General features: G+C 65.0%; 25 protein-coding genes and 1 riboswitch. Of the genes, 7 read left to right on the forward strand and 18 right to left on the reverse strand.

The window, feature by feature from the left end; genetic code table 11:
* The first annotated feature begins 39 nt into the window (after nt 1-39).
* Nucleotides 40-1,023, forward strand: a complete 984-nt coding sequence (locus ASC83_RS21405; protein ID WP_056067397.1) for an LD-carboxypeptidase — start codon at nt 40-42, stop codon at nt 1,021-1,023.
* A gap of 91 nt (nt 1,024-1,114) precedes the next feature.
* Here ASC83_RS21405 and ASC83_RS21410 read toward each other — a convergent pair whose 3' ends face one another.
* A complete protein-coding gene (locus ASC83_RS21410; RefSeq protein ID WP_056067399.1) occupies nt 1,115-1,474 on the reverse strand; it encodes a hypothetical protein in 360 nt (119 codons plus the stop codon).
* A gap of 399 nt (nt 1,475-1,873) precedes the next feature.
* On the opposite strand from ASC83_RS21410, the gene ASC83_RS21415 reads away from it, so the two are divergent.
* From ASC83_RS21415 to ASC83_RS21425, 3 genes are all read left to right on the forward strand, one after another.
* Nucleotides 1,874-2,803, forward strand: coding sequence for an adenylate/guanylate cyclase domain-containing protein (locus tag ASC83_RS21415; protein WP_056067401.1), 930 nt, complete (start codon nt 1,874-1,876; stop codon nt 2,801-2,803).
* 113 nt (nt 2,804-2,916) lie between these two features.
* The gene (locus tag ASC83_RS21420) at nt 2,917-5,469 is read left to right on the forward strand and encodes a penicillin acylase family protein (RefSeq protein ID WP_056067402.1); all 2,553 of its coding nucleotides are present in this window, start codon (nt 2,917-2,919) and stop codon (nt 5,467-5,469) included.
* A gap of 18 nt (nt 5,470-5,487) precedes the next feature.
* Nucleotides 5,488-6,501 (forward strand): asparaginase, encoded by a 1,014-nt coding sequence (locus tag ASC83_RS21425; protein ID WP_056067405.1) that lies wholly within the window; start codon nt 5,488-5,490, stop codon nt 6,499-6,501.
* A 97-nt stretch (nt 6,502-6,598) separates the two neighbouring features.
* On the opposite strand, the gene ASC83_RS21430 is transcribed toward ASC83_RS21425, so the two are convergent.
* Nucleotides 6,599-7,216, reverse strand: coding sequence for a hypothetical protein (locus ASC83_RS21430; RefSeq protein ID WP_056067406.1), 618 nt, complete (start codon nt 7,214-7,216; stop codon nt 6,599-6,601).
* 233 nt (nt 7,217-7,449) lie between these two features.
* On the opposite strand from ASC83_RS21430, the gene ASC83_RS24480 reads away from it, so the two are divergent.
* Nucleotides 7,450-8,178 (forward strand): hypothetical protein, encoded by a 729-nt coding sequence (locus tag ASC83_RS24480; protein ID WP_056067409.1) that lies wholly within the window; start codon nt 7,450-7,452, stop codon nt 8,176-8,178.
* Between the two features lie 34 nt (nt 8,179-8,212).
* Here ASC83_RS24480 and ASC83_RS21440 read toward each other — a convergent pair whose 3' ends face one another.
* The 5 genes from ASC83_RS21440 to ASC83_RS21460 all read right to left on the reverse strand — a co-directional run bounded on the left by ASC83_RS21440 (nt 8,213) and on the right by ASC83_RS21460 (nt 13,912).
* Nucleotides 8,213-9,487, reverse strand: a complete 1,275-nt coding sequence (locus tag ASC83_RS21440) for an acyl-CoA dehydrogenase family protein (RefSeq protein ID WP_056067410.1) — start codon at nt 9,485-9,487, stop codon at nt 8,213-8,215.
* A gap of 52 nt (nt 9,488-9,539) precedes the next feature.
* Nucleotides 9,540-10,625 (reverse strand): phosphotransferase, encoded by a 1,086-nt coding sequence (locus ASC83_RS21445; RefSeq protein ID WP_056067412.1) that lies wholly within the window; start codon nt 10,623-10,625, stop codon nt 9,540-9,542.
* A 44-nt stretch (nt 10,626-10,669) separates the two neighbouring features.
* Complete coding sequence (locus ASC83_RS21450; RefSeq protein ID WP_015013747.1) at nt 10,670-11,389, reverse strand: Crp/Fnr family transcriptional regulator; 720 nt, start codon at nt 11,387-11,389, stop codon at nt 10,670-10,672.
* A gap of 183 nt (nt 11,390-11,572) precedes the next feature.
* Nucleotides 11,573-12,352 carry an oxepin-CoA hydrolase, alternative type gene (locus ASC83_RS21455; RefSeq protein ID WP_056067414.1) on the reverse strand — a complete coding sequence of 260 codons (780 nt, stop codon included), beginning with the start codon at nt 12,350-12,352 and terminating at the stop codon, nt 11,573-11,575.
* A gap of 36 nt (nt 12,353-12,388) precedes the next feature.
* A complete protein-coding gene (locus tag ASC83_RS21460; protein ID WP_056067415.1) occupies nt 12,389-13,912 on the reverse strand; it encodes a 3-hydroxyacyl-CoA dehydrogenase in 1,524 nt (507 codons plus the stop codon).
* 166 nt (nt 13,913-14,078) lie between these two features.
* Between ASC83_RS21460 and ASC83_RS21465 the strand changes: the two genes are divergently transcribed.
* On the forward strand, nt 14,079-16,196 hold the full coding sequence (locus tag ASC83_RS21465; RefSeq protein ID WP_235509438.1) for a hypothetical protein: 2,118 nt from the start codon (nt 14,079-14,081) through the stop codon (nt 16,194-16,196).
* 102 nt (nt 16,197-16,298) lie between these two features.
* Here the strand turns inward: ASC83_RS21465 and ASC83_RS21470 are convergent, their stop codons facing one another.
* The 4 genes from ASC83_RS21470 to thiO all read right to left on the reverse strand — a co-directional run bounded on the left by ASC83_RS21470 (nt 16,299) and on the right by thiO (nt 19,403).
* Nucleotides 16,299-17,195, reverse strand: a complete 897-nt coding sequence (locus ASC83_RS21470) for a thiamine phosphate synthase (RefSeq protein ID WP_056067418.1) — start codon at nt 17,193-17,195, stop codon at nt 16,299-16,301.
* Entirely contained in the window at nt 17,188-17,997 is an 810-nt protein-coding gene (locus tag ASC83_RS21475) for a thiazole synthase (protein WP_056067420.1), read from the reverse strand. Before ASC83_RS21475 ends, ASC83_RS21470 begins: the two co-directional genes overlap by 8 nt.
* 78 nt (nt 17,998-18,075) lie before the next feature.
* Nucleotides 18,076-18,273: a sulfur carrier protein ThiS gene (gene thiS / locus ASC83_RS21480; RefSeq protein WP_056067422.1), complete on the reverse strand. Its 198-nt coding sequence runs from the start codon at nt 18,271-18,273 to the stop codon at nt 18,076-18,078.
* Nucleotides 18,270-19,403 (reverse strand): glycine oxidase ThiO, encoded by a 1,134-nt coding sequence (thiO, locus tag ASC83_RS21485; RefSeq protein ID WP_056067424.1) that lies wholly within the window; start codon nt 19,401-19,403, stop codon nt 18,270-18,272. The genes thiS and thiO overlap by 4 nt, the downstream gene beginning before the upstream one ends.
* A gap of 51 nt (nt 19,404-19,454) precedes the next feature.
* A riboswitch (TPP riboswitch) is annotated at nt 19,455-19,600 on the reverse strand.
* A gap of 68 nt (nt 19,601-19,668) precedes the next feature.
* Between thiO and thiD the strand changes: the two genes are divergently transcribed.
* A complete protein-coding gene (thiD, locus tag ASC83_RS21490) occupies nt 19,669-20,544 on the forward strand; it encodes a bifunctional hydroxymethylpyrimidine kinase/phosphomethylpyrimidine kinase (protein ID WP_056067425.1) in 876 nt (291 codons plus the stop codon).
* Between the two features lie 80 nt (nt 20,545-20,624).
* Here the strand turns inward: thiD and ASC83_RS21495 are convergent, their stop codons facing one another.
* The 7 genes from ASC83_RS21495 to ASC83_RS21525 form a co-directional block, all read right to left on the reverse strand.
* Nucleotides 20,625-21,905: a cytosine permease gene (locus ASC83_RS21495; protein WP_056067427.1), complete on the reverse strand. Its 1,281-nt coding sequence runs from the start codon at nt 21,903-21,905 to the stop codon at nt 20,625-20,627.
* A gap of 459 nt (nt 21,906-22,364) precedes the next feature.
* A complete protein-coding gene (locus tag ASC83_RS21500) occupies nt 22,365-22,826 on the reverse strand; it encodes a hypothetical protein (RefSeq protein ID WP_056067429.1) in 462 nt (153 codons plus the stop codon).
* 101 nt (nt 22,827-22,927) lie between these two features.
* Nucleotides 22,928-23,335 (reverse strand): hypothetical protein, encoded by a 408-nt coding sequence (locus ASC83_RS21505; RefSeq protein ID WP_056067431.1) that lies wholly within the window; start codon nt 23,333-23,335, stop codon nt 22,928-22,930.
* 370 nt (nt 23,336-23,705) lie between these two features.
* Nucleotides 23,706-24,137 (reverse strand): GNAT family N-acetyltransferase, encoded by a 432-nt coding sequence (locus tag ASC83_RS21510; RefSeq protein WP_056067433.1) that lies wholly within the window; start codon nt 24,135-24,137, stop codon nt 23,706-23,708.
* Between the two features lie 181 nt (nt 24,138-24,318).
* Nucleotides 24,319-25,200, reverse strand: a complete 882-nt coding sequence (locus ASC83_RS21515; RefSeq protein ID WP_056067435.1) for a helix-turn-helix domain-containing protein — start codon at nt 25,198-25,200, stop codon at nt 24,319-24,321.
* Nucleotides 25,201-25,212: 12 nt separating this feature from the next.
* Nucleotides 25,213-25,572, reverse strand: a complete 360-nt coding sequence (locus ASC83_RS21520) for a nuclear transport factor 2 family protein (protein ID WP_056067436.1) — start codon at nt 25,570-25,572, stop codon at nt 25,213-25,215.
* Between the two features lie 125 nt (nt 25,573-25,697).
* Nucleotides 25,698-26,777 (reverse strand): NAD(P)/FAD-dependent oxidoreductase, encoded by a 1,080-nt coding sequence (locus ASC83_RS21525; protein ID WP_235509439.1) that lies wholly within the window; start codon nt 26,775-26,777, stop codon nt 25,698-25,700.
* Nucleotides 26,778-26,793 lie beyond the last annotated feature (16 nt).

Consider the following 26,793-nt stretch of genomic DNA (forward strand, 5'->3'; position numbering starts at 1 on the left):
CCCTGTTTACGGAGCAGGCCCCAGCGGGGCCTGAGCGCTTTGCACGACCACCATCACGACCCCTCGCAGTGCGACCACGACCACGGTCCCAAGCACATCTACATCTACTCGCCTTCCAGTGCAGTGCGCGACAAGGCCGCCTTCAAGCGGGGTATTGCCCGCCTCAAGGCCCAGGGCCATGAGGTGGAGGTGGATGTGGACGCGCTGGCCACACACACACGCTTTGCGGGCGACGACGCCACCCGGCTGGCCGCCATCCACCGTGCGGCGGCCAGTGGCGCCGATGTGGCGCTGATCTCGCGCGGGGGCTATGGCCTCACCCGCATCCTGCCGGGCATCCGCTACAAGGCGGTGGCCAAGGCCATCGAAAAGGGCACCCACTTTGTGGGCGTGAGCGACTTCACCGCCTTCCAGCTCGCCGTGCTGGCCAAAACCGGGGCCACCACCTGGGCGGGGCCCTCGCTGGGGGCCGATTTTGGCGTGGAGGGCGCGCCCGACGACATCATGGAAGCCTGCTTTGACGACCTGCTGACCGGCCACGGCGAGGGCACGGGCTGGCGCATGCACAAGGAAAAGCCCCATGCCACTACCGGCAAGCCTGCTGTGCCCAACGTCTATGTGAAAAGCGCCACCCTGTGGGGCGGTAACCTGGCGGTGCTGGCTTCGCTGGTGGGTACGCCGTACTTCCCGCAGGTCAAGGGTGGGGTGCTGTTTGTGGAGGATGTTCACGAGCATCCCTACCGCGTTGAGCGCATGCTGACCCAGCTGCTGCACGCCGGTGTGCTGGCCCAGCAAAAGGCCGTGGTACTGGGGCAGTTCACCAACTTCAAGCTGGCGCCGCACGACAAGGGCTACAAGCTGCAGTCGGTGGTGGACTGGCTGCGCACCCAGATCAAGGCGCCCGTGCTGACCAACCTGCCGTTTGGGCATGTCGAGACCAAGGTGCTGCTGCCCGTGGGCGCAACGGTGTCGTTGTCGGTGGAAGAGCGCGATGCGCTGATCTATTGGGGCCACCAGCACTGAACAGGCGGCGCTAACCTGGGGCCGCTGCGTGGCACGATGCCGGTGCGGCGTGGTGACCAGCCCCGGCCGTCAGGGCTGCAATCTCAGGGTTTCAGAGGTGCGCGCGGGGTGCGTTGGGCATTTGTGGCACCCGCAGCGACAGCGGCAACTGCCCCTGGAACATCGGCGTGACCTGGTCCAGCACCGTCTGTGCGATGGCCTCGCCGCGCAGCAGGGTGAGCGTGTCGAGCAAATCGCTGCGCAGGTACCACAGCGCTTCAATATCGCCCGCATAGCGCAGGCGCATGTTCATGCGCGCCACTTCGCAGCCGGTCAGCCCCATCAGGCTGTGTAGCATGGCACGCCGCACCTCTTCCAGACCCTGGTCGCGCACCCAGGCCGTCGATGACGGCTTGTCACGACCGAGCAGGTCGTGCAGGTTGTTGCGGAGATTGGGCTTGTTCCAGCGCATGGACGGTGAGCTGTGCGATTTTTGTAACAGGTCGATCAAAGTAAGCGGGAGTGAGGGTTGACGCAAGGGTGGCGCTCCTGTTTTTGCATAAAGACAACACGGCGCCCCCGTTTGTTGCGAACTTTTACGCAATTCATCGCGAATGCTTGCGGCGGCCTGACGCGAGGCAACCACGCGAACAGGTGCGCGGCTCGGCGTGCGCTTTGCCGGGTCTTCAGGCAGCCAAGATGCGCACCCACCACACCTACCGCCGCCATCAGCGCCTGCAGTGAGGCCGCAAGTACTGGCGTGCGTGGCCCGCAAAGACCTTGGCATAGGATTGTTGACGCTTTGATAGATGCGTCTTCGTTGAGCTTGCACTAAACTGGTTCACATGATGTTACTAATCGGCCATCGTTCATGAGTGTGTTGTCAACGGTGGTCTTCGCCGACATTTCGGGCAGCACCTCGTTGTATGAAACGCTGGGCAACGAGCGCGCCACCGAGGCGGTGACGCAGGTCACGCAGTGGATCAGTGACGCCATCGAGGCGCATGCGGGGCGCGTGGTCAAGAAGCTGGGCGACGGGGTGTTGTGTGTGTTTGGTGATGCGGCCAGTGCCGTGACTGCCACCACCCACATGCTGCGCCAGCACCAGGCGCGTCTGGACCGGTGGCCGCAGCCGCTGCGCATGGACATCCGCGTGGGAGTGGCCAGTGGCGAGGTGGTCGATGTGGATGGCGACTGTTACGGTGATGCCGTCAATGTGGCCTCCCGCCTGTGCGAGCGCGCGGGCCCCGCCGAAATCTGGGCCACCGAGACGACTGTGCTGCTGGCGGGGGCCGCTGCCGATGTGTGGTACCGCAAGCTGGGCCTGATGGAAATCCGCGGCAAGGCCGAGCTGCAGATGCTCTACCAGGTGGAGTGGCGCGAGAACGAAGAGCCCGATTCGCTCACCATGCAGGCGGCGCTGGTCAGCAGTTTTGCTCCGGCCGATTCCATCCTGGGGCAGATCCAGTTTTCCTGGCATGGGGTGGACATGTCGTTCACCTCGTCGGATGCGCCCGTGCATGTGGGGCGCGCCAACCATGCCCAGCTGTGCATCAATGACCCCCGCGTTTCACGGCTGCATGCGCGCATCGACTGGCGCAACAGCGGCTTTGTGCTGACCGACATGAGCAGCTTCGGCACCTGGGTGCGGTTTGACGGCAGCGACTCGCCTGTGCGGCTGCGCCGCGATGCCTGCATCCTGCATGGCACGGGGCAGATTGCGCTGGGGGTTCCCTTTACCGAGTCCAGTGCTCCGATCATGAACTTTCAGGTCGCCGGCACCAGCGTTCATCTGGGCTGAGGCCGTCGGCTGCCGCCGACAGCTGTCACAGCGCGGCGGGCTCCCGGTCAGCGCGCAGCCCTTTCACTTCCGAACCCACACAAACAACCCAGAACAATCAGGAGACACGAGACATGGCGTGGATGAAGCGAACGGCCGTCGGGCTGGTGGTGGCGGCCTTGCTGGCTGGCACGGGGGCTGCCGTGTATGTACAGCGCAGCTTTGCGACACTGGATGGCAAGTTGGTCGTGAAGGGCCTGCGCCAGGCCGTGCAGGTGCAGCGCGATGGCGCAGACGTCACCCACATCCGCGCGCAGAGCCCGCAAGACGCCTGGTTTGCGATGGGCTACGTGCATGCGCAGGAGCGCACCTGGCAGCTGGAGTTCAACCGCCGCGTGATGCACGGCGAGCTGTCCGAAGTGTTTGGGCCGGCCACGCTGGAGACCGACAAGCTCATGCGCACGCTGGACATCATGGGCACGGCCAGGCGGCAGTACGCAGGCCTGCCGTTGTATGCCCAGGAGGCCCTGCAGGCCTACAGCCAGGGCATCCACGCCTTCCACCAGAACCGCCCCCAGGCGCTGCCGCCGGAGTTCCACATCCTGGGCGTTCAGCCCGGCGGGACCACGGGTGCTGTGTGGGAGCCGGAGGACAGCTTGGGCTGGGCGCTGATGATGGCGCTGGACCTGGGCGGCAACTGGGGCAACGAGTTTGCGCGGCTGTCCGTTGCGAAAACGCTGGACACCGAGCGCTTGTGGCAACTGATGCCACCGTACCCGGGCGAGCGCCCCGCAGCCTCGGCCGACCTGGCCGCGTTGTACCGGCAGTTGGGGGTGTACCGGGCCACCGATGCCAGCGCTTCTGCTGCACCGGCGGCCGCCGCTGAACCGGTCGACCGGGGGGCTGCATCTGCCGCGCTGGGTGATGGGCATTTGTCCCGCCAGATCAGTGCCGGCATGCTGGCCTGGGCTGACGAACTGACCCGCAATGCGGGTACCAACGAGGGCAAGGGCAGCAACAACTGGGTGCTGGCGGGCACCCGCACCGTCAGTGGCAAACCGCTGCTGGCCAACGACCCGCACCTGGGCCTGTCGGCACCTGCCATCTGGTACTTTGCGGGCTTGCAGGCACCTGCGGGCCAGGCGTCTGACGGCACCCCCATCGGCGCCATCGACGCGGTGGGCGCCACCTTGCCCGGCATGCCCTTTGTGGTGCTGGGCCGTACGGACAAAGTGGCCTGGGGCTTCACCAACACCGGCCCCGATGTTCAGGACCTGTACCTGGAGCAGATCAACCCCGCTGATGCCTCGCAGTACCGCACGCCCGAGGGTTGGGCGCCCTTCACGGTGCGCAACGAAACCATCCGTGTGAAAGGGCAGGCCGACGTCGCCCTGAAAGTGCGCAGCACCCGGCATGGCCCTGTGTTGAGCGACGCGCAGAAGTCGCATGCCGACGTGCTGGACCTCGGCAAATACGTGCTGGCGCTGCGCTGGAGCGCGCTCGATGCCGACAACCAGACGGTGCTGGCGGGCCTCCAGACCAACCAGGCCAAATCGGTGGACGCGTTGTTCGCGGCACTGTCGCACTACCACTCGCCGATGCAGAACGTGGTGGCGGCCGATGACCAGGGCAACATCCGCTTCAAGGCCGCAGGCCGCGCACCCGTGCGAGACCCGGCCAACGACATCCGGGGCGTGGCGCCCTCACCGGGCTGGGATGCGCGGTACGACTGGAAGGGCTGGCTGCCGTATGACCAGACGCCCGAGGACAACGGCGCCCGGGGCTGGATTGCCACCGCCAACCAGCGGGTGACCGCGCCGGACTATCCCCACTACCTCACCCAAGACTGGGCCTTGCCCTACCGCTACGAACGCATTGCGCAGTTGATCGAGGCGACCGACAAGCACGATGCCGCGAGCATGCAGGCCATCCACCGCGATGTAACGTCTCTGGCCACGCGCAGGCTGCTGCCCTACCTGCAGCAGGCCAAGTCATCACACCCCCTGGCCGCAGCTGCGCAACAGCAGCTCCAAGGCTTTGACGGTGTGATGGATGCGGGCAAGGCTGCGCCCCTGGTGTTTGCCGCATGGACCGACGAGCTGGCGCGTGGCCTGATCGTGCCGCGCATCGGTGACGCGCGGTTTACCGCCACCTACGGCAAACGCGACTACCGGGCCGCGCTGGAGGGCATCCTGGAGCGCAACGACCCCTGGTGGTGCCAGCCCGCATCGTGTGCAGAGCAGTCGGCCGCAGCCCTGGGACGCGCGCTCGACCGGCTGCAGGCGGCCTACGGCGCAGACCCCGCGCAATGGCGCTGGGGCGCGGCGCACCCGGCACTCAGCGTGCACCGGCCATTTGGCAATGTGCCTGCGCTGGCCCGCTTTTTTGACGTGAGCGAGCCATCGCATGGCGACGCCTACACCGTCAACGTGGGGCAGTACAACGCGGGCGAAGCCAAGGGGCCGTTTGTGAACCGCCACGCCGCATCGCTGCGCGCGGTGTACGACCTGGCCGACCTGGAGCAGTCGCGCTTCATCTACCAGACCGGACAAAGCGGCCTGGTGTTTTCGCCGCGTTACCGCGACATGAGCAGCACCTGGGCGCAGACGGGCTACCGTGCCCTGCAGCGACAGCCTGCTCGCTGGTCCCATGAGCTGACGCTGGCCCCCGCACCGGCGGCGCAGTAACCACTGCTGGAGATCACCATGGGTTTTGTTCCGCTGATCGAGGTGACCCGGGGCGACCTCGCCGAATGCCAGCACTGGGGCGCCGTGGCGGTGGCCGACCGCCATGGCCGTGTGCTGGCGCAGGTGGGCGACCCGTACACGGTCACGTTCACGCGCTCCACCATCAAGGCATTTCAGGCCCTGCCGTTCATGCAGTCTGGCGGAGCCCAGGCGCTGGGCTGGGGCGCGGGTGAACTGGCCCTGCTGTGCGCCAGCCACAACGGCGAGGCCATGCATGTCGAGCAGGTTGAGCACATGCTGGGCAGTGTGGGGCAGAGCTACCACGCCCTGCGCTGCGGCTGTCACCGGCCGCTGTTTGCCGAGCTGGGGTTAGGGTCGCTGCCAGAGGGTTTTGTGCCCGACGAACGCCACAACAACTGCAGCGGCAAACACGCGGGTTTTGTCGCCCATTGTGTGCGGCAGGGCTGGCCGCTCGACAAGCATCTGGACTCTGCGCACCCGTTGCAGCGGGCGATTCGTGAGCGGGTGGCGCAGGCAGTGGGGCTGGGGCCTGAGCAACTGGTCATGGGCATCGATGGCTGCTCCGCCCCCAACTACGCCATGCCTCTCGCGCACCTGGCCCGGGGCTATGCGCGCCTGGCGGGTGGGGCGCCCGACACGGATCTGGACCAGAGCCTGACCGCACTGGCCGATGCCATGGTGCAACGCCCGGAGCTGGGCTCCGGCACCGGCCGGCACGACCTGGATTTCATGCGGATAGGGCGGGGCGACTGGGTCTCAAAGACCGGGGCCGACGGGGTGCAGGTGGTGGGCAGCCGCAGCCGTGGCGAGGCCTTTGCCCTCAAGATCATGGACGGCAACATGACGGCGCAGGTGGCGGCTGCGGTGGAGGTGATGGACCAGCTGGGATGGCTGGACGCCACCCAGCAAGAGGCCCTGGCGCCGCGCAGAAACGCGGTCATCCGCAACGCCAAGGGGCTGGTGGTGGGCGGCCGCCGGCCTGTGTTTCGCCTGCAGCGCGCAACGGCTTGAGTCTGGTTGGCGTGTGCGTGGCTACTGCCGGAAGCGGCAGCGCGTGAGCCCCAGCCGTACGGGGCAAGAAAATTGAATCAAATGGGCCGGTAGCGCACTATTCATATGCGCTGGCCGCTTCAAAAAATGTAGCAAAAGGCTCGGTGTCCGGCAGCACGTAGATCACCCCTCGCGCCCGCCCGAACCAGGGGGCTATGAACTGGTCGTAAAACGCTGTGGGTGCGTTCACACAGCCATAGCTGATGCGTTTTTCTCGGGTGCTGGAGCTTGCCAGGCGCTGCAGGCGGCGCTCTGCGGCGCTCACGCTGCGCACCCGGTGCAGTGAGACGGCAGCGTCGTAGTCGATCCACACAATGTCTTCACCCTGCAGGTTGCGGCCGGGCTCGGTCACAAAGCGGCCTGCAGGGGTGGTGCGTTCGTGCGGGCGGATGTGGGCCAGCGGCTTGGCCCCGATGCCCAGGGCTGAGCGGTCACCCGCAGCGGCCCCCAGCAGCACGGGCGCGCTGCCGAGCCACTGGGCCTGTGCCGAAAACACGTGGATGCGCGCGGCAGGCTTGTCGATCACGGCAAACGGCAAGCCCTGGTGGTCGGCCGTCGCGGTGGACCAGCGGACCAGCTGGCGCACCCGGGCCGATGCGTCGTCGGGCAGTGCCAGGGCAATCCCCGGTGCGACGAGCGCACCAGCCAGGGTGATCAGGGCAAGTCTGCGGTCCATAGAGAAGAGCATGTGGGCTGTTCAGATCGCCAAAAGTGAATGCGGCGGGGTTGCTCCGGCGCGGTGCAGTGCCCATGCGCTTGGGTAGTGGCTGCACCAGCCGTTCGCCGCTTTGCCCTTCCGGTATGGTGAACCAGGTCACAGAAGGCGTTCCGCCGGTTTGCCGCAGCGGCCGATGCCCCCAATAATGCCTGCATCCGTGACTTCCGCGAAGCCTTGGGCTTCGAATCGCCATGTTTGACCGTCTTCGCAAAGCGCTGCATCTGCCCGGTGGCCCGAATGCCGCACGGCCCGTGTCCAACCAGGAGGTGGTGCGTTGGGCGGCCACCCAGCGCCTGGCGGTGGTGCCGCAGGCGGTGGACGGGCATTTTGACCTGGGGGGCGACCTGAATGGCCACCCGTGGCGGCTGGAATGCGGCAACCCAACGCGTGACTATGTGCGCGGCCTGGAGTTGCGGGGGCGCGCCGACCTGGGGGTGGACCCGGACGCGGCGGTGATGGTGCTCAACCGCCCCTTGCAGGAGTCCCTGGAGGGCAATGCCTACAACGCCATCACCGACACCCTGCAGACCACGGTGAATGCCAGCTTGCCCGAGGAAATGCGCTGGCTGGCGATGTTTGAAGAGGTGACCTGGCCGGGCCTGCCCGCCTCGTTTCGCCAGCACTTTGCGGTGGTGGCGGAGCGCATGGAGACCGCGCAGCGCTGGATCCATGCGCCGGTGGTATCCCAGTTGCTCAACATCGTGGAAGGCGAGGGCGGGGCGGTGCGGGCGCAGTCGCCGCTGCTGTTGATGCTGGTACGCGGCAAGGTGTATCTGCGCATGGAGCACACGCAGCGCAGCCTGACGGAGATCGCCCAGGCCACGCAGTTGCTGCTGGCGGCTGCCCAAGGGGCATTGCAGAACCTGCCGCCCCCTCCGCCTGCGGGTGTGCCGACGGAAGGCGCTGCAGGCCCGCAGTAGGGCCTGCGGGTGTCAGGCCCTACGGAGGTTGGCGTCAGCTGCCGCGGGTGACCGGCACGGCGGCGTCCCGGCCATAGGTGCCGTACTTGCCCAGCTCCCACTTGGCAATGGCGTTGCGGTGCACTTCGTCCGGGCCGTCGGCAAAGCGCAGGGTGCGCGCACCGGCGTAGGCATAGGCGAGCGGGAAGTCGTCAGACATGCCGCCACCGCCGTGCACCTGCATGGCCCAGTCGATGACCTGGCAGGCCATGCTGGGGGCCACCACCTTGATCATGGCGATCTCAGTCTTGGCGACCTTGTTGCCAGCCACGTCCATCAGCCAGGCAGCCTTCAGGGTGAGCAGGCGGGCCATGTCGATTTTGCAGCGGGCCTCGGCAATGCGCTCCTGTGTCACGGTCTGCTGGGCCACGGTCTTGCCAAAGGCCACGCGTGACGATGCACGCTTGCACATCAGCTCCAGCGCACGTTCGGCCAGGCCAATGAGGCGCATGCAGTGGTGAATGCGTCCAGGGCCCAGGCGGCCCTGGGCGATCTCGAAGCCACGGCCTTCGCCCAGCAGGATGTTGGAGACGGGCACACGCACGTTTTCGAAGGTCATCTCGACGTGGCCGTGTGGGGCGTCGTCGTAGCCCAGAACATTCAGCGGACGGATGATCTTGATGCCAGGGGCGTCGGCGGGCACCAGCACCATGCTCTGCTGCGAATGGCGCGGGGCTTCGGGGTCGGTCTTGCCCATGGTGATGAACACGGCGCAGCGCGGGTCGGCGGCACCAGAGATCCACCACTTGCGGCCGTTGATCACGTACTCATCGCCCTGGCGCTCGATGCGGGTCTCGATGTTGGTGGCGTCGCTCGATGCCACATCGGGCTCGGTCATGGCGAAGGCCGAGCGGATCTTGCCTTCGAGCAGGGGCTTGAGCCAGCGGGCCTTGTTGGCTTCGTCGCCGTAGCGGGCAATGGTTTCCATGTTGCCGGTGTCGGGCGCGGAGCAGTTGAACACCTCGCTGGCCCATGGCACGCGGCCCATGATTTCGGCCAGCGGTGCGTATTCCTGGTTGGTCAGCCCGGCACCTGCATAGCCGGATGCTGCGGCGCTGTCGACCGGCAGGAACAGGTTCCACAACCCGGCGGCCTGGGCCTTGGGCTTGAGGTTTTCGATGGTGTTCAGCGCGCTCCAGCGCTTGCCTGCGACGGTGTTGGCGGCCAACTCATCCTTGTAGGCAGACTCGTTCGGATAGATGTGGTCATCCATGAACTGGAGCAGCTTGGCCTGCAGTTCCTTGGTTTTGGGCGAGTAGTCAAAGTCCATGGGTTTCTTCTCCGTTGGTAATCGTGGGCGGCGCTGGTGTTGCGTCGTGTGTTCAGCCGCGTTGCGCGAAGGACCAGGCCAGCTGGGCCATGGGTCGCGCGGTGTCGCCCGAGGCCTTGGCCTGGGCGCTGGAGGCCGTGCCAGCCTCTACCCGCTTGGCAATGCCCTGCAAAATGGCGGCGATGCGGAACATGTTGTAGGCGAGGTAGAAGTTCCAGTCGGCACGCAGCGCATCGGGGGTGGTGATGCCGGTGCGCTCGCAGTACAGGCGGATGTAAGTGTCTTCGTCGGGAATGCCCAGCGCGCCCAGGTCCAGCCCCGCAATGCCACGCCCCAGCGAGGCAGGAATGTGCCAGCTCATGCAGTGGTAGCTGAAGTCCGCCAGCGGATGGCCCAGTGTGGACAGCTCCCAGTCGAGCACGGCGATCACGCGGGGCTCGGTGGGATGGAACATCAGGTTGTCCAGGCGGTAGTCGCCGTGCACGATGGACACATGGCCCTCGTCCCGTGCGCTGGCGGGCATGTTGGCGGGCAACCATTCCATGAGGCGGTCCATCTCTTCGATGGGCTGCGTGATGGAGGCCACGTATTGCTTGCTCCAGCGGCCGATCTGGCGGTCAAAGTAGTTGCCGGGCTTGCCATAGTTGGCCAGGCCTCGGTCTGCAAATTTCACCGTGTGCAGCGCTGCGATCACCCGGTTCATCTCGTTGTAGATGTCACCGCGTTCAGCTGGCGTCATGCCGGGCAGGGACTGGTCCCACAGCACGCGGCCCTGCATGCACTCCATCACGTAGAAGGCGCGCCCAATCACTGACTCGTCCTCGCACAGCACAAACATGCGCGGCACGGGAACGTCGGTGCCGTACAGGCCGCTCATCACCGCAAACTCGCGCTCGATGGCGTGGGCCGAAGGCAGCAGCTTGGCCACGGGCCCGGGCTTGGCTCGCATCACGTAGCTGGCGCCGGGGGTGATGAGCTTGTAGGTGGGGTTGGACTGCCCGCCCTTGAACATCTCTACCGTCAGCGGGCCCGCAAAGCCCTCCATGTTCTTGGAGAGCCATGCAGTCAGCGTTTCGATGTCAAAGGCGTGCTGATCGGAAACAGGGCGGGTGCCGACGAAATGGTCAAAGTTGCTCATGGAGGCGGATGAAGGTTCTGGCTGTCAGTGATGGGGTAAGGGATTCAGTTGTCGGCTTCAGCGATGCGCATCAGGGCTTCGCGGTCCCGCACCACCAGGCCGCCCGGCTCGATGCGGATGGCGTCTTCGCGTTCCATGGCCTTGAGTTCCTGGTTCACGCGTTGCCGCGACGCACCCAGCAGTTGTGCCAGTTCTTCCTGCGCCAATTGCAGGCTGATCCGCATTTCGCTGCCGTCCGACAGGCTGGGCACGCCGTAGCTGCGCACCAGGTGCACCAGCTGCTTGGCCAGGCGCGATCGCAAGGGCAGCGTGTTGAGGTCTTCCACCAGCCCGAACAGCTGGCGAATGCGCCGCGCATGCAGGCGCAGCATCGCTTCGTACAGCTCGGTGTGCACGGCCAGGATCTTGCGAAAATCGGCCTTGGCCACACACAGGATCGTGGTGTCGCCGTGCGCGTAGGCGTCGTGCGTGCGCCGGTCCCCATCGAAGATCGCCACGTCGCCGAACCAGATGCCCGGCTCCACATAGGTCAGCGTGATCTGCTTGCCCGAGATGGATGTGGAGCTCACCCGCACTGCACCGCGCGCGCAGGCAATCCACTCCTCGGGCGGGTCGCCGCGTGCGGCGATGAGGCCGCCGTCCTTGAAGCGTTTGACGTATGCACATCGCAGGATGTCGTGGCGTAGCGAAGGTGAGAGTGATGAAAACCAGCGACCGGAGTTGATCGCTTCACGTTCTTCGATAGTAAGAATCGGGTCGTCCATGGCCTGTCTTTTGGGTGACTAGAAACAGGCCCATTGTCGCGTCAGGGACCTGCGCAATGCGTCAGGGTTGTCACCTGCGTGTCTGCGCGTAGGCCAAAAGAAAACCCCCGGCGCTGGGTGGCAGCGTACCGGGGGTTGATGGGTCTGCGACGGTGGATGCGTCGAGGCGTTTGTGGTGCAGCGCTACTCGTAGCGGGGCACGCGCTTTTCCAGAAATGCGGAGATGCCTGCGCCGCCATTGGCGTGGTGCAGGTTCTTCACGAAGTGGTCGCGCTCATGACCCAGGTGGTGTGTGAGCTGGGCATGGGGAGCTTCGTTCAGTAGCTCCTTGATACTGGCCAGTGCATTGGGTGCACGGGCATTGAGCTGCTCGGCCAGCGCCAGGGCGGTGTCGAGTGCATTGCCTGTTTCGGCAAGGCGGTTGACCAGGCCCAATGTGTGCAGGCGTTCTGCGCCGATGCGGTCCCCGCACATGAGGATCTCGGTGGCAATCTGGCGGGGCAGCGCGTGGGCCAGGCTCCAGCTGGCGCCGCCATCGGGCGACAGGGCCACGTTGCTGTAGGCCATCACAAACACGGCATTGCGGGCCGCCACGATGAAATCGCAGGCCAGTGCCAGCGAAAACCCTGCACCGGCGGCCGCGCCCTCCACGGCGGCGATCACCGGCTTGGGATAGGTGCGGATGGTCTCGATCCAGTTGTGCAGGCCTTCAATGCTTTGTGCCTGCACCTGCGGCGCTTCCTGGCGGTTGGCCAGCAGGCGCTGCAGATTGCCGCCCGAGCAGAACATGCCATCGGCGCCCGTGATGACCACGCTGCGGATGTCGGGGCTGCTTTCGGCCACGCCCAGTGCTTCCACACCCGCGGCATACATCACCGGGTCGATGGCATTGCGCCGCTCGGGGTTGCGAAGGGTCAGGATCAGGGTCTGGCCCTGGCTGGTGCTCTGGAGTTCTGCGGGCATGGTGGTCTTTAGTGAGGCGGCCGTGGTGCTTGGCAATCAGTCTTCTTCGACATGGCTCAGGCTCAGGCCAATCGCACCCCGTCGGCGCAGCCAGGGGCTGGGGCGGTAGCGCGTGTCGCCATACACGGTCTGCATGTTGAACAACACCTCCAGGATGTTGGTGGGGCCCCAGCGGTCGCCCATGGCCAGGGGGCCCAGTGGATAGCCCAGGCCCAGGGTCACGGCAGTCTCAAGATCCTTGGGGGTGCAAATGCCTTGCTGGCAGATGTCGCTGGCGATGTTCACGATGGTGGCCACGACCCGTTGGGTCACAAAACCACCGCTGTCACGGATCACACTGACAGCCTTGCCGTCGCGCGCAAACAGCGCGTGCGCAGCGTTGCGGATGTCGACGCGCGTGGCGGGGTTGGTGGCCAGCACGCGGCGCTTGGTCGCGGCGTCATCGATGAGCATGTCGATGCCGATGGTGCGGGCTGGGTCCAGCCGCTCCACCACGGCGACGGTGGTCACGTCAAAGCCCAGTGGGGCAACCAGCGTGATGGCCTGGGGGGAGGGGGATTGGCCGGTCTCGATGGTGGCCCCCAGGTCCTTGAGCAATTGGTACAGCTCGGCCCGGCGTGCAGCGCGCGGGGACACCCACACGGGCGGAATGTCGTTGACCACGGGGGCTGGCGCCTCGGCAGGCACCTGCGCCGTGCCCTCCACGTAGCGATAGAAGCCTTCGCCCACCTTCTTGCCCACCACGCCCCCCGCCAGACGCTGCGCGGTGATCACGCTGGGGCGGAAACGGGGTTCGTCGTAGTACTGGCGGTAGATAGACTCCATGACCGGGTGCGACACGTCCAGCGCCGTCAGGTCCATCAACTCGAAGGGCCCCAGCTTGAAGCCGACCTGGTCGCGCAGGATGCGGTCGATGGTGGCGAAATCGGCCACACCTTCGCCCACGATGCGCAGGGCCTCCGTGCCGAAGCCGCGCCCCGCGTGGTTCACGATGAAGCCAGGGGTGTCCTGCGCCTGTACAGGGGTATGGCCCATTTCCTTGGCATACGCGGCCAGCGCAGTGCAGATCGCTGGATCTGTCTTGAGGCCCGCGATCACCTCCACCACCTTCATCAAAGGGACGGGGTTGAAGAAGTGGAACCCAGCCAGGCGTTCGGGGCGCTTGAGGGTTGCGCCAATAGCCGTCACGGACAGAGAGGACGTGTTGGTGGCCAGCACCGCATCGGCGCGCACCACCCCTTCCAGTTCGACGAAGAGGGCCTGTTTAGCATCCAGCCGCTCCACGATGGCTTCCACCACCAGATCGCAGGCCGCCAGGTCTGCCGCCGTTTTGACGGGGTGCAGCCGCGCGGTCAGCGCTGTGGCTTGGTCCGCTTCGATCCGGCCCTTGGCGACCAGCTTGTTCCATTGCTCCTGCAGGGCGGCCCGTGCGGCGTCGGCGGCTCCGGGGTTGGCGTCCAGCAGAAAAACCTGACTGCCAGCCTGGGCAGCAATTTGTGCGATGCCTCTGCCCATGGCACCGGTACCCACGATGGCGATGTTGGGAAACTGAATTTTCATAGCGGCATTATGGCTCTGGCCTTATCTGGGTCTTATGTGCAAGAATCCTCCGGACCGAAAAACAGAATTGATTGTGAAAATCCGTAACACCGTTTTTGGACCAGGATTGTGGGCGCTTGCAGCCGGTGCTTCGGCGCTGTCCCTGGGCAATGGTAGTGGTACGGTCGTGTTGGGCGCCCCGGTCGATCTCTCGTTCGAGTTGCAGCCCGACCCGGGCACGGATGTCGCATCGTCCTGCGTCACGGCCAAGCTGGTGGCAGGCGACAACGCAATCAGTGAAAACAAGGTGCGCGTGGTCCCATTGCCCGAGGTGCGTGGGCGTCCTTCAGGGGTCCGCGTGCTGGCCTCGGTATCGCTGGATGAACCGGTTCTCACCGTGACCCTGACCGCAGGGTGCAACGGAAAAACCACGCGCAACTACACCTTCCTCTCGGATTTGCCGACCACCGTCACCCGGTCCGCCTCTGCATCCCCGGTGGACTTGGCGCGGCTTCCTGCAGCAACCCCCAGCGCAGCTTCAGAGTCACAGCGTTCGCCTTTACAGGGCAGTGGCAGTGCATCTGCGGCTGCCGCCGGTGCTATGCAGGCCACCAGGCCCCGTGACAAGGCGCCTGCACTGGCAAGGGCCTCGGGCTCGCCCTCCGCTGATGGCCGCGCTCCCAGTTCTGCAGCTGCCGCACGGCCTTCCGCGCGTGTGGGCACGGCAGCACCTGGCAAGTCGGTAGTGGCCGCTGCACCTGCAGCGCGCTCGCGTTTGGTGGTTGAGCCCCTGGATACCTGGCTGGACAGTCCTGTGGCGTTGCGCTCTACCGCGCAGCTACCCACGGCGCCTTCTGAAGAGATGTCGGCCCTGCGCACCCAGGCCGCCGCGTTGTGGAGGTCGTTGAACGCGCAGCCGGAAGAATTGCAAAAAGACGGCGAACGGTTGAAGGCGCTGGAATCAGACACCGCCGCATTGCGAGCACTGGCCGCCAAGGACCGTGCAGCCGCTGGCCAGTTGCAGCAGCAGCTGGAGGCGATGGAACAGGAGCGTTTTCCTGCGACGGTGGTATATGCCTTGGGCGGTCTGCTGGCCTTGGCCTTGGCGGGGGTGGCATGGATGTGGTCGCGGATGCGCAGCGCCTCTGACAAGGCAGTGCGTTCGTGGCGCGATTCTGTGGCCTTGGGCGCACGTGGCGATGCAGCATCGGCGCATGAAGAAGCGGTCAGTCTTACCCCCCATCCCGGCGACACCTGGCTGCCGTCTGAAACCCAGCCTCATGCCGTCGCGGCGAACCCCGAGTCCGGCGGCATGCCCCTGCGCAAGGCAACCGCTGCGGCCGTGGAACCACGCTTCGTAGCGACCAGCCCGGCGGCGAGTGCTCCCGCTCCCTTGCAGGCGAAGTCGGTTTCCGCGCCGGCCGCCGCCTCGGTAGCGCCCCACATCGTCAACCCTGAAGAGCTGTTTGACATCCAGCAGCAGGCTGAATTTTTTGTCTCGGTGGGCGAGCACCAGCAGGCCATCGAGGTGCTGAAGAATCACATTGCCGAGCACCGCCAGACCTCGCCCTTGGCCTACCTGGAGCTATTGCGTCTGTACCACACGCTCAGTCGTGTGGATGAGTTTGCGCAGCTGCGAACGCAGTTCATGCAGTCCTTCAACGCGCAAGTGCCGGAGTTTGCGGGCTTTCACCGCACGGGCCGCATGCTGTACCACTACACCGACGCACTCGCCGAGATCGAGGCCGAGTGGACAACGCCTGCGGTGCTGGGCTTGTTGGAGAAATTCCTGTTCCGCCGCACGGGCGCTGAAGCGGTGGAGCCGTTTGATCTGGCGGCCTATGACGATCTTTTGCTGCTGCTGGCGATTGCACAGACCACGCCCGCCAGCGCGCGTGGTGCAGCGCCCCCGCGCAAGCGGACGACGCCCCTGGCACCGCCCCGATCCGAGACCCTGGTGGCACCTGCAGCGCCTGCACCGGTGGCGCTGCACGACGACCAGCCGCTTGATTCACTGGCAGCCAGCCTGGAGTTCGAGTTCGCGATGAAGGCCCAGCAGGAGCCCGAGCCCGTGCGCTCTGCAGCCACTCCCTCCAGGCCCGCAGCAGCAGTAGGCGAGGATTCGCGAGGCATTCCGCTCGACCTGGATCTGTCGGACCCACCCCACCTCACGCTGAGCGATCTGCCCCCGGTGCCCGTGACGGCGCCGCCGCCAGCGGGCCAGCCGGTCGGCTTTGGCATGGAGAACGATCTCATGGAGCTCCGCCTTGAGCTGGAGCAGATGAAGAAGCCCGACAACAAGTAGCGAGCAGGCGACCAATCGGCCACCCGGCGACTATCCAGGTGGCGCTGCGATGGTCGTGAGGGATGCGCGATAGCCGCCGTGGCCGCTATCGCCACCCAGCCGTCACCGCATCAGCGCCATCAGCTCTGCGGCCGATGCTTCAGGGTCCGGCGCGTTGACCAAGGCCCGCACCACGGCCACGGAACCCACGCCAGTGGCCAGTACCGTGGGGAACTGCTCGGCGCTGATCCCACCAATCGCCACCTGTGGGTAGTCCCGCATCAGCCGCGCATACACGCCCAGCCTGCCCACGCCCTGGGGAGCGGTGGCCATTTTTTTCAGGGTCGTGGGGAACACGGCACCCATTGCGATATAGCTGGGCCCCACGGCGTCGGCACGCACCATTTCGGCATACCCATGGGTGCTCACGCCCAGGCGCAGGCCCGAGCGATGAAGCGTTTGCAGTTCCTCGGCGGTGAGTGCGTCCAGGTCTTCCTGGCCCAGATGAATGCCGTAGGCGCCAGCTTCGATGGCGTCCCGCCAGTGGTCGTTGACGAACAACAGCGCGCCTGTGCCTTGCACCGCCTGGACGGCGGCCTGAACTTCGGTCCGGATGGCCTGGGCGTCGTCCGACTTGAAGCGCAATTGCACCGTGGGCACCCCGGCACGTGCCATGCGGCCCACCCACTGGGCGTCGGGCAGTACGGCATACAAGCCCAAATGCTCCGGGCACGCGGCGAACTGATGGGCGCGTGGAAGGCGCTGCAGGCCAAAGTCCTGGGGCTCGTCCGGCCATTGCTCGGGCTGTGCACTGCCAGTGCGCAGCGCGCGCGCCTGCCAGGCGCGGGCCAGGCATTCGGCGTCATGGGCGATGAAGCCCAACTGGCTGCAGGCCTGTAGCGCGGCGAGGTAGACAGGGTCCTGCAACGTGGGGGTTGGCACAGGCTCGGGCGCAAACCCCGCAAAGGTGGCCGCGTGGTGGCTCAGGATGGCCTGCGCCAGTGTGGTGGTGTCATGCATGGGCGTGGTGCCAGAAAGGGGTGCCCAGCACGGGGGTGCTGGGCTGGGCGGCGTCTTGTGCGGCCATGGCACCGGCCAGGCGGGCTGCGCGCCCGGCGCTGACGGCATCGGCAAATGCACCGGCCATGGCCACGGGGTCTTGTGCCAGGGCCACGGCGGTGTTCAGCAGCACGCCGTCATAGCCCCATTCCATGACCTGGCAGGCGTGCGAAGGCAGGCCCAACCCGGCATCCACCAGCATGGGCACGTTCAGGCGCTCGCGCAGCGTCTGCAGCGCATAGGGGTTGACCGGGCCGCGCCCGGTGCCGATGGGCGCTGCCCAGGGCATCACGGCCTGGCAGCCCACATCGACGAGGCGCTGGCAGAGCACCAGGTCTTCGGTGCAATAAGGCAGCACCTGAAAGCCTTCCTTGATGAGGTGTTCGGCCACCCCCACCAGGTTCAGCGTGTCCGGCTGCAGGGTGTAGTCATCGCCGATCAGCTCCAGCTTGATCCAGGGGGTGTTGAACACCTCGCGCGCCATCTGGGCGGTGGTGATGGCCTCTTGGGCGCTGTGGCAGCCGGCGGTGTTGGGCAGCACGGGCACGTTGAGCTTGCGCAGCAGATCCCAGAAGCTGCTGCCGCTTTCGGCCGGGTTGCTGCCCTGGCGGCGCAGTGAGGCAGTGACCATGGCGGGCCGGGCGCGTTGCACAGCGGCTTCGAGCACGGCGGGCGATGGGTACCGCGAGGTGCCCAGCAGCAGGCGGCTGGCGAACGTCTGGCCGTACAGCACCAGCGGGTCTTGGGGCGTCGGAGTGGTCATGTGATTACTATGATTTTTGTAGCTGCTCGTGCATGTTTTATAAGCGCTTACAGCTCTTTTGATTGAATTTTTGCTGACTCAGCCGCCCGTGACCGGCGAGATGATCTCCACGCGGTCGCCAGGCTGCAGCGCATGGGCGGCGTAGCGGGTGTTGGGCACAAAAGTGGTGTTCACCGCCACGGCAAACGGGGGGCGCGCTTCGATGGCGGCCACGGCATCGGCCACGGTGGCGCCTTCGGGCAGTTCGTGCGGGATTTGGTTGATCGAGATGTTCATGCAAATGCGGGGGCTGCAACGCCGGTCGGGGCGGGTGCGGCTGGCCCCAGTTCCAGCCGGAGGTCAAAACGTTCGGACAGGGTCGATTGTCCCGTGTTCAGCACCTCCAGGGTCACATCCAGCATGGCGGGCGAGATCATGAAGCCGTGGCGGTACAGACCGTTGATCTCCAGCACGCCTGGACGGGTCTGGCGGATGGCGGGCAGGTTGTCGGGCAGCGTGGGGCGGCACTGCGTGGCCAGCTCGAGGATGCGGCCTTCGCCAAAGCCAGGGTGCACCGCATAAGCGGCGCTCAGCAGTTCCAGGGTGGAGCGAACACTGGCCGGGGAGCGATCGTCGGACTCGATCTCGGTCGCGCCAATGACAAACAGATGGTCTTCCTTGGGCGCAATGTAGATGGGGTAGCGCGGGTGCACCAGCCGGGTGGGGCGCTGCAGCGTGACGTCGGGCGCATGGATGCGTACCACTTCGCCACGCACGCCGCGCAAGGCACTCCACTGGCCCTTGGCGCCCAGGCCCCGGCAGTCCAGCACCCGGTCAGGCTGGCCGGGTGCGCCGGGCGTAAAGGTTTCGGGCGACTGGGGCGTGTGCCAGTGCATGCGCACTCCCAGGCGCTCCATTTCCACCACCAGGGCGGCCAGCAACTGGCGGTTGTCCAGCTGGCCCTCGCCGGGCAGGTACAGGCCCTGGTTGAAGCGGTGCGCAAGGGCGGGCTCCACCTGCTCCAGGGCGCCACTGTCGAGCTTTTGCAGGGCGGGCAGCTCGGGCAGGCCGCGCTGGTTGTTTTCGAGCTGGCGGGTGAAACGCTGGGCTTCGGCCGCGTCCTGGCGGTGCCACACAATCAACGTGCCGGCCTGCTGGAAAAACACAGGCGCTGACAAGGTTGCCAGCAACTCGGGCCAGCGCGTCAACGCGTGGTGGCCCATGCGCACCACGCCGGGTTCGGTGATCGCAGACTCTGCCAGCGGGGCCAGCATGGCCGCAGCCACGGTGGCGGCGGAGTTTTCGGCGGCGGGGCTGCCCGCGTCGTAGATGTCTACACGGTGCCCCAGACGCGCAAGCTCCACAGCCAGCAGACGGCCCATGAGCCCTGCGCCCAGGATGGCAAAGGAAGAAGGTGGAAGTGACATAGCTCCGTCAGTGTGTCCATGTAGTGGCAAGCAGCCATGGACAAAACGGGGTCACCGCTGATGGAAACTCCCCACGCCAGCATGACCTGGATCGGGTAGCGGGGCTGCTGCGTGTGCCGCAGTGCACAGGGTTCTGTGAGGGCCCCAGGGTATTTCTCAGTCGCGCACCATGCGGTGGGACACCCCTGTTTCGTCCGGAAAATGAATTACAGCACATCCCCTAAGCGCCCCGTTTTGACGTGGCGCATAGGCCATAATTTTTGCCATGATTTCACCGACGATCTCCTTGCCCTCCACGGGCCACCGCTACGCACGCGTGCTCTCCATTGCCGGGTCTGACAGCGGCGGTGGCGCGGGCATCCAGGCCGATCTCAAGACCTTCAGTGCCTTGGGCTGCTATGGCATGACGGCCATCACCGCCATCACGGCCCAGAACACCTGTGGGGTGACAGGCATCCACGGCATTCCGCCCGAGATGCTCAAGGCCCAGATCGATGCGGTGGTGCAGGACATTGGCGTGGACGCCGTCAAGATCGGCATGCTGCACTCACCGGACGTGGTGCACGTGGTGGCAGAAGCCATTCGGACCTATCAGCTGCCGCACGTGGTGCTGGACCCGGTGATGGTGGCCACCAGTGGCGATCGGCTGATTGCCCAGGAGACGGTGGCCGTGCTGGTCCAGGAGCTGTTTCCACTGGCCGAAGTGGTCACGCCCAACCTGGACGAGGCCGGATGGCTGCTGGGGCGAAGCATCGAGGGCGTGGAGGCGCTGGAGCTGGCCGCGCAAGATCTGCTGCAACTGGGCGCCCGCGCCGCGCTGCTCAAAGGCGGGCACCTTCCGGGCGACTGGGTGGTGGATGTGCTGGCCGTGCAAGGCGGAGAACACGCACAAGGACAGGGCCACCGGTTGCAGTCACAGCGCATTGCCACCCACAACGGGCATGGCACCGGGTGCACCCTGTCGTCAGCGATTGCCGCGCAGCTGGCACTGGGCCAGCCGCTGCAGCAGGCCGTGGAGCACGCACGGGCCTACATCCTGGGGGCCATTGCTGCTGGCGCGGATGTCACCACCGGCCGCGGCCATGGTCCCCTCAACCACGGCTACGCGCCCGTGGCGCAGCGGGTGTTTCAGGCACTGTAGAGCGATTTTTGGGTGTTTTGAGGCTCAAGCGCTAGTCAATCATGCGCTGAGCGCTCATCTTTTTATAGTGATTGATTGGTTCAGTGTGCCTTGGGCCTCGTGGCCCAGGCGAGCACAAAGCTGAACACCAGTGCGGGCAGTGCAGAGCCCGCGTCAGGCAGTACCTTGGGTGCCAGGTGGTACACCGCAATGCCCGCCAGCCAGATGGCCACGGGCGCCGCATTCACCTTGCGCGCAGCCGCGAGCAGGGCGGGCGCATCGGTGCCGAAGGCCAGGCGCCCCAGAATCACGCCAAACAGCGGCACAAACACCGAGCTGAGCAGCAGCAAGAACGGCTCCAGGCTGTGCATGGGCAGCACCAGCGCCAGCCCGGTGCACAGCGCGGCCACCAGCAGGCCCCAGGCGCGCACGCCCCAGCGCGGCAGCAGGCTGTGGGCCGACACGGCGCCCGAATAGGCGTCACCATAGGCGTTGTCCACCTCGTCGATCAGGATCAGCGACAGCGCAATCAGCCCGCCCTGGGCCAGCAGCAGCGCCTGCACCAGGTCCTGGCTGGGCAAGGTCAGCGCCACCAGCACCCCCAGGCTGTAGCACCAGATATTGGCCAGCGCATAGCCCAGCCAGGTGCCGCGCAGTGCCGAGCCGCCGTTCTTGCCATGGCGCGCGTAGTCAGCCACCAGCGGCAGCCACGAGATGGGCATGGCGATCACCAGGTCCAGAGCGGGAAGCACGCCCATGCCGCCGTCGCCCTTGCGTGTCCACAGCGCTTCAAAACCTTGGGTTTGCGCCAGCGAGAGGAACTGCCACGACAGCCACAGCAGCGACAACACCACCAGCGGCAGGGCAATGCGCGCAATCAGCTTGCGCACCAGCTGCACCATCGAGCCGCTGATGAGCAGCATCACCACGCCGCCCCACAGCAGCGTGGCCAGCACCGGCCAGTGGGCACCGGCCATGGCGCCCGACTGCTGGCCGATGGCCACGGTGGCATCCCGCATCACCACCAGCTCAAACGTACCCCAGCCCACCAGCTGCACGATGTTCAGGATGATGGGCAGGCTGGCAAACGTGCGGCCGTACACGGCGTGCATCAGCCCGGCGCTGGCTAGGCCGCTGTCGCAGCCCAGCTTGGCCACCCAGCCCAGCAGGCCCGCGCCCACGATGGAACCGGCGACGATGGCGATGAGTGCCTCTTTGGTGCCCAGCGCAGGCATCAGGTAGGCGCCCACCTGCATGACCAGCAGGCCCACGCCCAGGCTGAACCAGAGCGAGGCGTGGTCATGCCACTGGAAGACGCGGCGATCGGGGGAGACGGGGGCCAGCGCTTCGTTGGTGGCGTGCGTGGCAGGCGATGAGGACATGGAATGGCTCCGTAAGCAGATACAGAGCAGGGGCCGCCCACCAGTGCGCCCTGACGTGTTCAGGGCCGTGCCATAGCGGACTTGCTTCCCTGCGCGAGGATGATCTCAAGCCTGCAAAGTAGAACAATGCAGGCAACAGGTTCGAAGGGTTTGATCTCAGCCCAGCAACGAATTTATTGCAGGACACCCCCAGCGATATGGTTGGATTCTAGTTAAACAGGGTTGAGTGAGGTCAACGAGCTGTTTCACAAGTGGCGCAGTTCATTTCCTTCATGGGTGCGAATGGCGCCTTGAGGCAGCGGTGACTGTCTAGAGCGGGCCCGCTCGCGTCCCCCGCCGTGGGGCAGAATCCGGCCAGAAGCAGTTGGTGGCGGCTGGCGAAATCGGACGCTCAACGTTTGTAATGAGAGGCTTGACCCGGCTTGCCGGGGCAAGTCCTCGCGATTGAAGGATTGGGCGTCACTTCCAGAACTGCCATGACTTCTTTGGCCCTTCGACACCTTTGGCCTGACTTTGTAGAAAGCGCAGGTACTTCGGGTCTTGATCTTTGAAGATGTCCGTTCCCGCGCCCATGTATGCCCGCACAAGCTCGTCAGCCGCGCGATCAAGAGCGCCTAGTTCGAACTGGCACTGCCCCAACCGTAGGTGCAGGAATGGATTGCCGATTGCGCTTGGGCAATGCATTGCAGTGGTTAGGTTGTCCTTTCCTGCCGTGTAGTCCTGGCCGAGGAAATTGGCATCACCAATGGCGGCGAGTAGCCACGCAGCGGCTTCCCATTCGGTCCTGGGCTCAGGCAAGAGATCCCAGGCTTGCCAATACACAGGGATTGCTTCCGAATACTTTCGCGCACTGGCTAGGGCGTCGCCTTTGGCAGATAGACGCTGAATCTCGGAGTGAATGGCCTCTGACAGTTCAGGCATTTCGCTTCGACTCTGGTGACGCCCAACGTGGGCGTTGTCCGGCGAGCAGCACACGCCGCGAAGCGGCCTTCTGCTGCTGCGCATCCGCGACGAACAACTTGTTAAAGCGCATCGACGTCATATTCGAAAGTCTCGTAATGACGCCACCTCAATACAAGCGGCCCACCTTCTACAAAGATGTCCACGTCGTCACTAGATGGGTAGCAAAAATTGCTCCAATATGTGACGAAGGTTTCCCATGGCAGAGACAGTGCAGTGTCCTTGTTCCAAACAGCGATCACGCGACCGCCCGGCAGTTGCAGGCTTGCCAACCACCGACCGGTTTCGCCCTCGTCCTCCGTCGCCAGATGCTGAACCATCGTCGAGCCAAAACGATTGTTCGAGGAAAGGCCAAGTGCCTCAATTTGTGCGGTCGTTAACGGATGCAGCGCCCGCAAGACATCGACAGGCAGCACCGCATGTGATGGCTGAGTCCATCTCCATATCAAGGGAAAGGCGGCGATGTCCATGAGTAGCTGCTGTGCGTTTTAACGTAATTTAGACCGCAAAACCTGCGGGATATTCTGGACTGTGCGGGATATTCTAGACACTGAACTCTCCTGAAAATGGCTTGCAGATTGGGCTTGCGGTCAGTGCGCTGTTCAAAAGCACAGGTATAAAATTTCCGACAAACCCGGCAGGCATCAACTCAGCAAACTATAGCTTGCCAGTAGGCAGGCACCGGGCACTGAGACAGCGCGGTTTGGACGTCAAGCAGTGGGTAATGAGTCAACGGTAGCTTTGCGGTAATTTAGTCCACCGGCTGTTTAGGGCCCGTTGCAGACCTTTGGCCCCCCGGCAGCAGACGACTTGCCGGTACGCATCATCTTGATTTGAGGATTAGCTTTCACTAAGGTAGCCCCCCTCCACCTGCTGCTGCTGATTCTTGAAGATGGCCATAGCCGTCTTCATTCGCATGAAGCCGAATTTCCTGTAGAAAGGTTCTTTGCCAGGGACCGCATACAAGATGATTTTCTTGTGACCGGATGACATTTCCACCAGGTCACTGACAACTTGTTTGCCGAGGCCTGTGCCTTGATAGCTGGGCAATACCGCAACGTCGCATATGTACGAGCAATCTCCACCATCAGCGAGCGCGCGTCCCACCGCTACGAGCTTCGCATTCTCGTAGACGAAACACTTGAACATGCTGTTTGAGAAGACTTTCTGCAGATGAAGCGGCGGCTTCTCGCCTAGTGGTGCAGCCCGATAGAGGGCAGACAGTTCTTCCCAGTCGACTCCATCTGCGGAGTGTTTCCATTCGAGTGGCATTTGTGGCTCCAATGTCCGCTTCTGGCCAGTAGGTAGCGGGCAGCTCGATTACTGTTCCGACCCTGGCTCCGGATGATCTTAATCAGGTTCCAAGGGACTCTCTCAGTCGCTTCCGGCAGGCCGGTTCGACGCCCTTAGCAATGGCGCCCCAAAGGAGCGCGGTCCTCTTGGAGGGGGAGGGTCAGCGCTTGCCCGGGGCAATCGGGATTGCGTAGTGCATTACGGAGTCGCTGCACGTCGGGTGGTATTGCGAGCCGTAGATTTCCAGATCCGGCCCCAGGGTGTGCGACGGGCCGGCCGACAGCAGCCAGCTTGCGTAGATGTAGTTCACCGTCGCATCGACGTTCTGCGCAGGGCCCCGGTGGGTGAAGCGTGCATAGGTCGATCCGGGGATTTCCATGGCCACCATGCCCGGTGGTAGCGCACCGAGGCCCCGCACTTCGATGCAGGCCAAGTAGCGCAGTTCTTCGGTGTGGGGCCCCGCTGGGGCTACGACGCCGTAGCAGACCCCGGGCACGGCGTTCGCAATCTCGCCCAGCCGGGGCAGGAACTTCGCCCACAGGGGCGGCAGTTTTTGCCCCAGATTGTTCTTTTCGGAGTCGATGCCGTAGTAGTCCGTGGGCAGCCCGACCAGCTGCATGGCAGGCTGCTCCTTGATGTCGGGTTCCAGCGAAATGTTGTGGTGAATGTGCGCGAGGTAGCTTTCGTCGAAGCGGATCTTGCGCACGAACAGCGAGCGGTTGCCCATCTTGCGGTACTGCGACGGCGTGAGCCGAAAGCAATCCCTGAATGCACGCGTAAAGCTCTCCTGCGTCTCGTACCCTGACGCCAGCGCAATGTCGAGCACGCTCAGCCGTGTGTTGGTCAACTGCTCGAGAGCCCGCGAGAACCGGCGCGAACGGATATAGGCCTTGAGGGTTTCGTTGGTCAGCGCCTTGAAGATCCGCTGGAAGTGCCACTGGCTCATCCCGGCAGCCCGTGCCACCTCCGAAAGCTCGATATCGGATTCGAGATGGGCCTCGATGAAATCGATGCCCTCCTGGATTTGCCGGAGATAAAGCACGGTGGCGTCGGTTCAAGGGGCTTCAAAGAAACCGGTCATGGCAACCAGGCGATTCTGGTCGTTGTACCGGCCGTAGCTCACGCCTTCCCCGATCACCTGTCCGCTGCCATCCACCATGTTCCATTTGGCGATGCTCTGCTGGTTGTGGCTGGCGAAATAGTGGGTCACAAAATGCCCGCCGGGGACCTGACTGTGAAAGTTGTCCATGTAGGCCGTCAATTGGTCCCAGCCCTGGGCTGTGGCCAGCGGGTCGTTGTAGGTGCAGGCGGGGTCGAGGGACTGGGTAAAAAGGGCTGTGCGGTCCGCGGCCGAATCGGTCTTCCACGACGCGGTGTAGGTGTCCCAGATGGATTGAAGGGGGGGTTGGCTCATGGCGTGCTCCTGGTGGGTGGATGGAGACGCCATCGTGCCGGGCGCTTGCGCGCCTTTTGGACATTTTGTGCTTATTTGTGGGCCCGTCGTTTGGGCATGAAGTGACGAGCCCTGGCCCGCCGGGGCTACACGGTGGCAGAAGGTGCCGATAACGGTGCAACGCCCAGCAACTGGTGCAGGCGCGGACTGGTGGTGGTGTATTGCAGCGCCACCTTGTCGCCTTTGAGCACCTCGGCCGCACCAAAGGCCGCCAGCGTGGCTTCGTGGAAGCCGCACAGGATGAGCTTGCGTTTGCCGGGGTAGGTGTTGATGTCGCCCACGGCGTAAATGCCGGGCACGCTGGTGCGGAAGGCTTCTGTGTCCACCACCAATTGTTTGCGGTCCATGGCGATGCCCCAATCGGCGATGGGGCCGAGGCGGGGGGAGATACCCAGCACGGCCACCAGCAGGTCCAGCGCCAGGGAGCGGGTGCTGCCGTCCGCATCTACGACTTGCAAGGCAGTGAGGCGGTCACCCACAGTGTCGATGCTGGTGATCTGCGCGGCCTCGACGTGGATAAGGCCTGTGTCGCGCAATTGCTGCAGGTGTTGCAGCAAGGCGTCAGGCGCCTGGAAAACGTCGCGGCGGTGCAACAGGCTCACGCGGGTGGCCTGGCCTTGTTCGGCCAGTTCCACGGCGCGGGCCACGGCGGGCTCGTCGCCGCCGTACACGACCACATGGAGCCCGGCTACGTGGGCCGTGGCGGGCAGGTTCTGGTAGTGGACCTGGGCGCCCACAAAGCGCTCGATGCCGTCCACCTTGAGCGTGCGCGGCACAAAGGCGCCCACACCTGCGGCAATGAACACGCTGCGGGCCAGCAGTTGCGCACCTTGCGAGGTTTCGACCAGCAGGCGCCCATCGGCCTGCACGGTGAGTGCGGACACCAGCGTGTTCAGGTGCCACTGGGTCTTGAACGGCGCAATCTGCTGAAGCAGCAAAGCGGCCAGCTCGCGGCCGGTGCACACCGGGATGCCGGGGATGTCGTAGATGGGTTTGTCGCCGTACAGCTCGACGCACTGGCCGCCCGCATGGGGCAGGGCGTCGATCAGGTGGGCGGTGATGCCTTGCAGGCCCAGCTGGAAGACCTGGAACAGGCCCACGGGACCCGCGCCGATGACGACGGCGTCGGTCTCTACGACGGCGGGCGCTTGCAAAGTCTCAGTCACCAGCGGGGCGCGCGGC

Source organism: Acidovorax sp. Root402 (assembly GCF_001425125.1).
Lineage (GTDB): Bacteria > Pseudomonadota > Gammaproteobacteria > Burkholderiales > Burkholderiaceae_C > Acidovorax > Acidovorax delafieldii.

Excerpts from the sequence above, each read along its gene's own strand:
- ASC83_RS21410 (WP_056067399.1), bottom strand. The coding sequence starts at position 1,474 with ATGCGCTGGAACAAGCCCAATCTCCGCAACAACCTGCACGACCTGCTC.
- ASC83_RS21415 (WP_056067401.1), top strand. The coding sequence starts at position 1,874 with ATGAGTGTGTTGTCAACGGTGGTCTTCGCCGACATTTCGGGCAGCACC.
- ASC83_RS21420 (WP_056067402.1), top strand. The coding sequence starts at position 2,917 with ATGGCGTGGATGAAGCGAACGGCCGTCGGGCTGGTGGTGGCGGCCTTG.
- ASC83_RS21425 (WP_056067405.1), top strand. The coding sequence starts at position 5,488 with ATGGGTTTTGTTCCGCTGATCGAGGTGACCCGGGGCGACCTCGCCGAA.
- ASC83_RS21430 (WP_056067406.1), bottom strand. The coding sequence starts at position 7,216 with ATGGACCGCAGACTTGCCCTGATCACCCTGGCTGGTGCGCTCGTCGCA.
- ASC83_RS24480 (WP_056067409.1), top strand. The coding sequence starts at position 7,450 with ATGTTTGACCGTCTTCGCAAAGCGCTGCATCTGCCCGGTGGCCCGAAT.
- ASC83_RS21440 (WP_056067410.1), bottom strand. The coding sequence starts at position 9,487 with ATGGACTTTGACTACTCGCCCAAAACCAAGGAACTGCAGGCCAAGCTG.
- ASC83_RS21445 (WP_056067412.1), bottom strand. The coding sequence starts at position 10,625 with ATGAGCAACTTTGACCATTTCGTCGGCACCCGCCCTGTTTCCGATCAG.
- ASC83_RS21450 (WP_015013747.1), bottom strand. The coding sequence starts at position 11,389 with ATGGACGACCCGATTCTTACTATCGAAGAACGTGAAGCGATCAACTCC.
- ASC83_RS21455 (WP_056067414.1), bottom strand. The coding sequence starts at position 12,352 with ATGCCCGCAGAACTCCAGAGCACCAGCCAGGGCCAGACCCTGATCCTG.
- ASC83_RS21460 (WP_056067415.1), bottom strand. The coding sequence starts at position 13,912 with ATGAAAATTCAGTTTCCCAACATCGCCATCGTGGGTACCGGTGCCATG.
- ASC83_RS21470 (WP_056067418.1), bottom strand. The coding sequence starts at position 17,195 with ATGCATGACACCACCACACTGGCGCAGGCCATCCTGAGCCACCACGCG.
- ASC83_RS21475 (WP_056067420.1), bottom strand. The coding sequence starts at position 17,997 with ATGACCACTCCGACGCCCCAAGACCCGCTGGTGCTGTACGGCCAGACG.
- thiS (WP_056067422.1), bottom strand. The coding sequence starts at position 18,273 with ATGAACATCTCGATCAACCAAATCCCGCACGAACTGCCCGAAGGCGCC.
- thiO (WP_056067424.1), bottom strand. The coding sequence starts at position 19,403 with ATGTCACTTCCACCTTCTTCCTTTGCCATCCTGGGCGCAGGGCTCATG.
- thiD (WP_056067425.1), top strand. The coding sequence starts at position 19,669 with ATGATTTCACCGACGATCTCCTTGCCCTCCACGGGCCACCGCTACGCA.
- ASC83_RS21495 (WP_056067427.1), bottom strand. The coding sequence starts at position 21,905 with ATGTCCTCATCGCCTGCCACGCACGCCACCAACGAAGCGCTGGCCCCC.
- ASC83_RS21500 (WP_056067429.1), bottom strand. The coding sequence starts at position 22,826 with ATGCCTGAACTGTCAGAGGCCATTCACTCCGAGATTCAGCGTCTATCT.
- ASC83_RS21505 (WP_056067431.1), bottom strand. The coding sequence starts at position 23,335 with ATGGACATCGCCGCCTTTCCCTTGATATGGAGATGGACTCAGCCATCA.
- ASC83_RS21510 (WP_056067433.1), bottom strand. The coding sequence starts at position 24,137 with ATGCCACTCGAATGGAAACACTCCGCAGATGGAGTCGACTGGGAAGAA.
- ASC83_RS21520 (WP_056067436.1), bottom strand. The coding sequence starts at position 25,572 with ATGAGCCAACCCCCCCTTCAATCCATCTGGGACACCTACACCGCGTCG.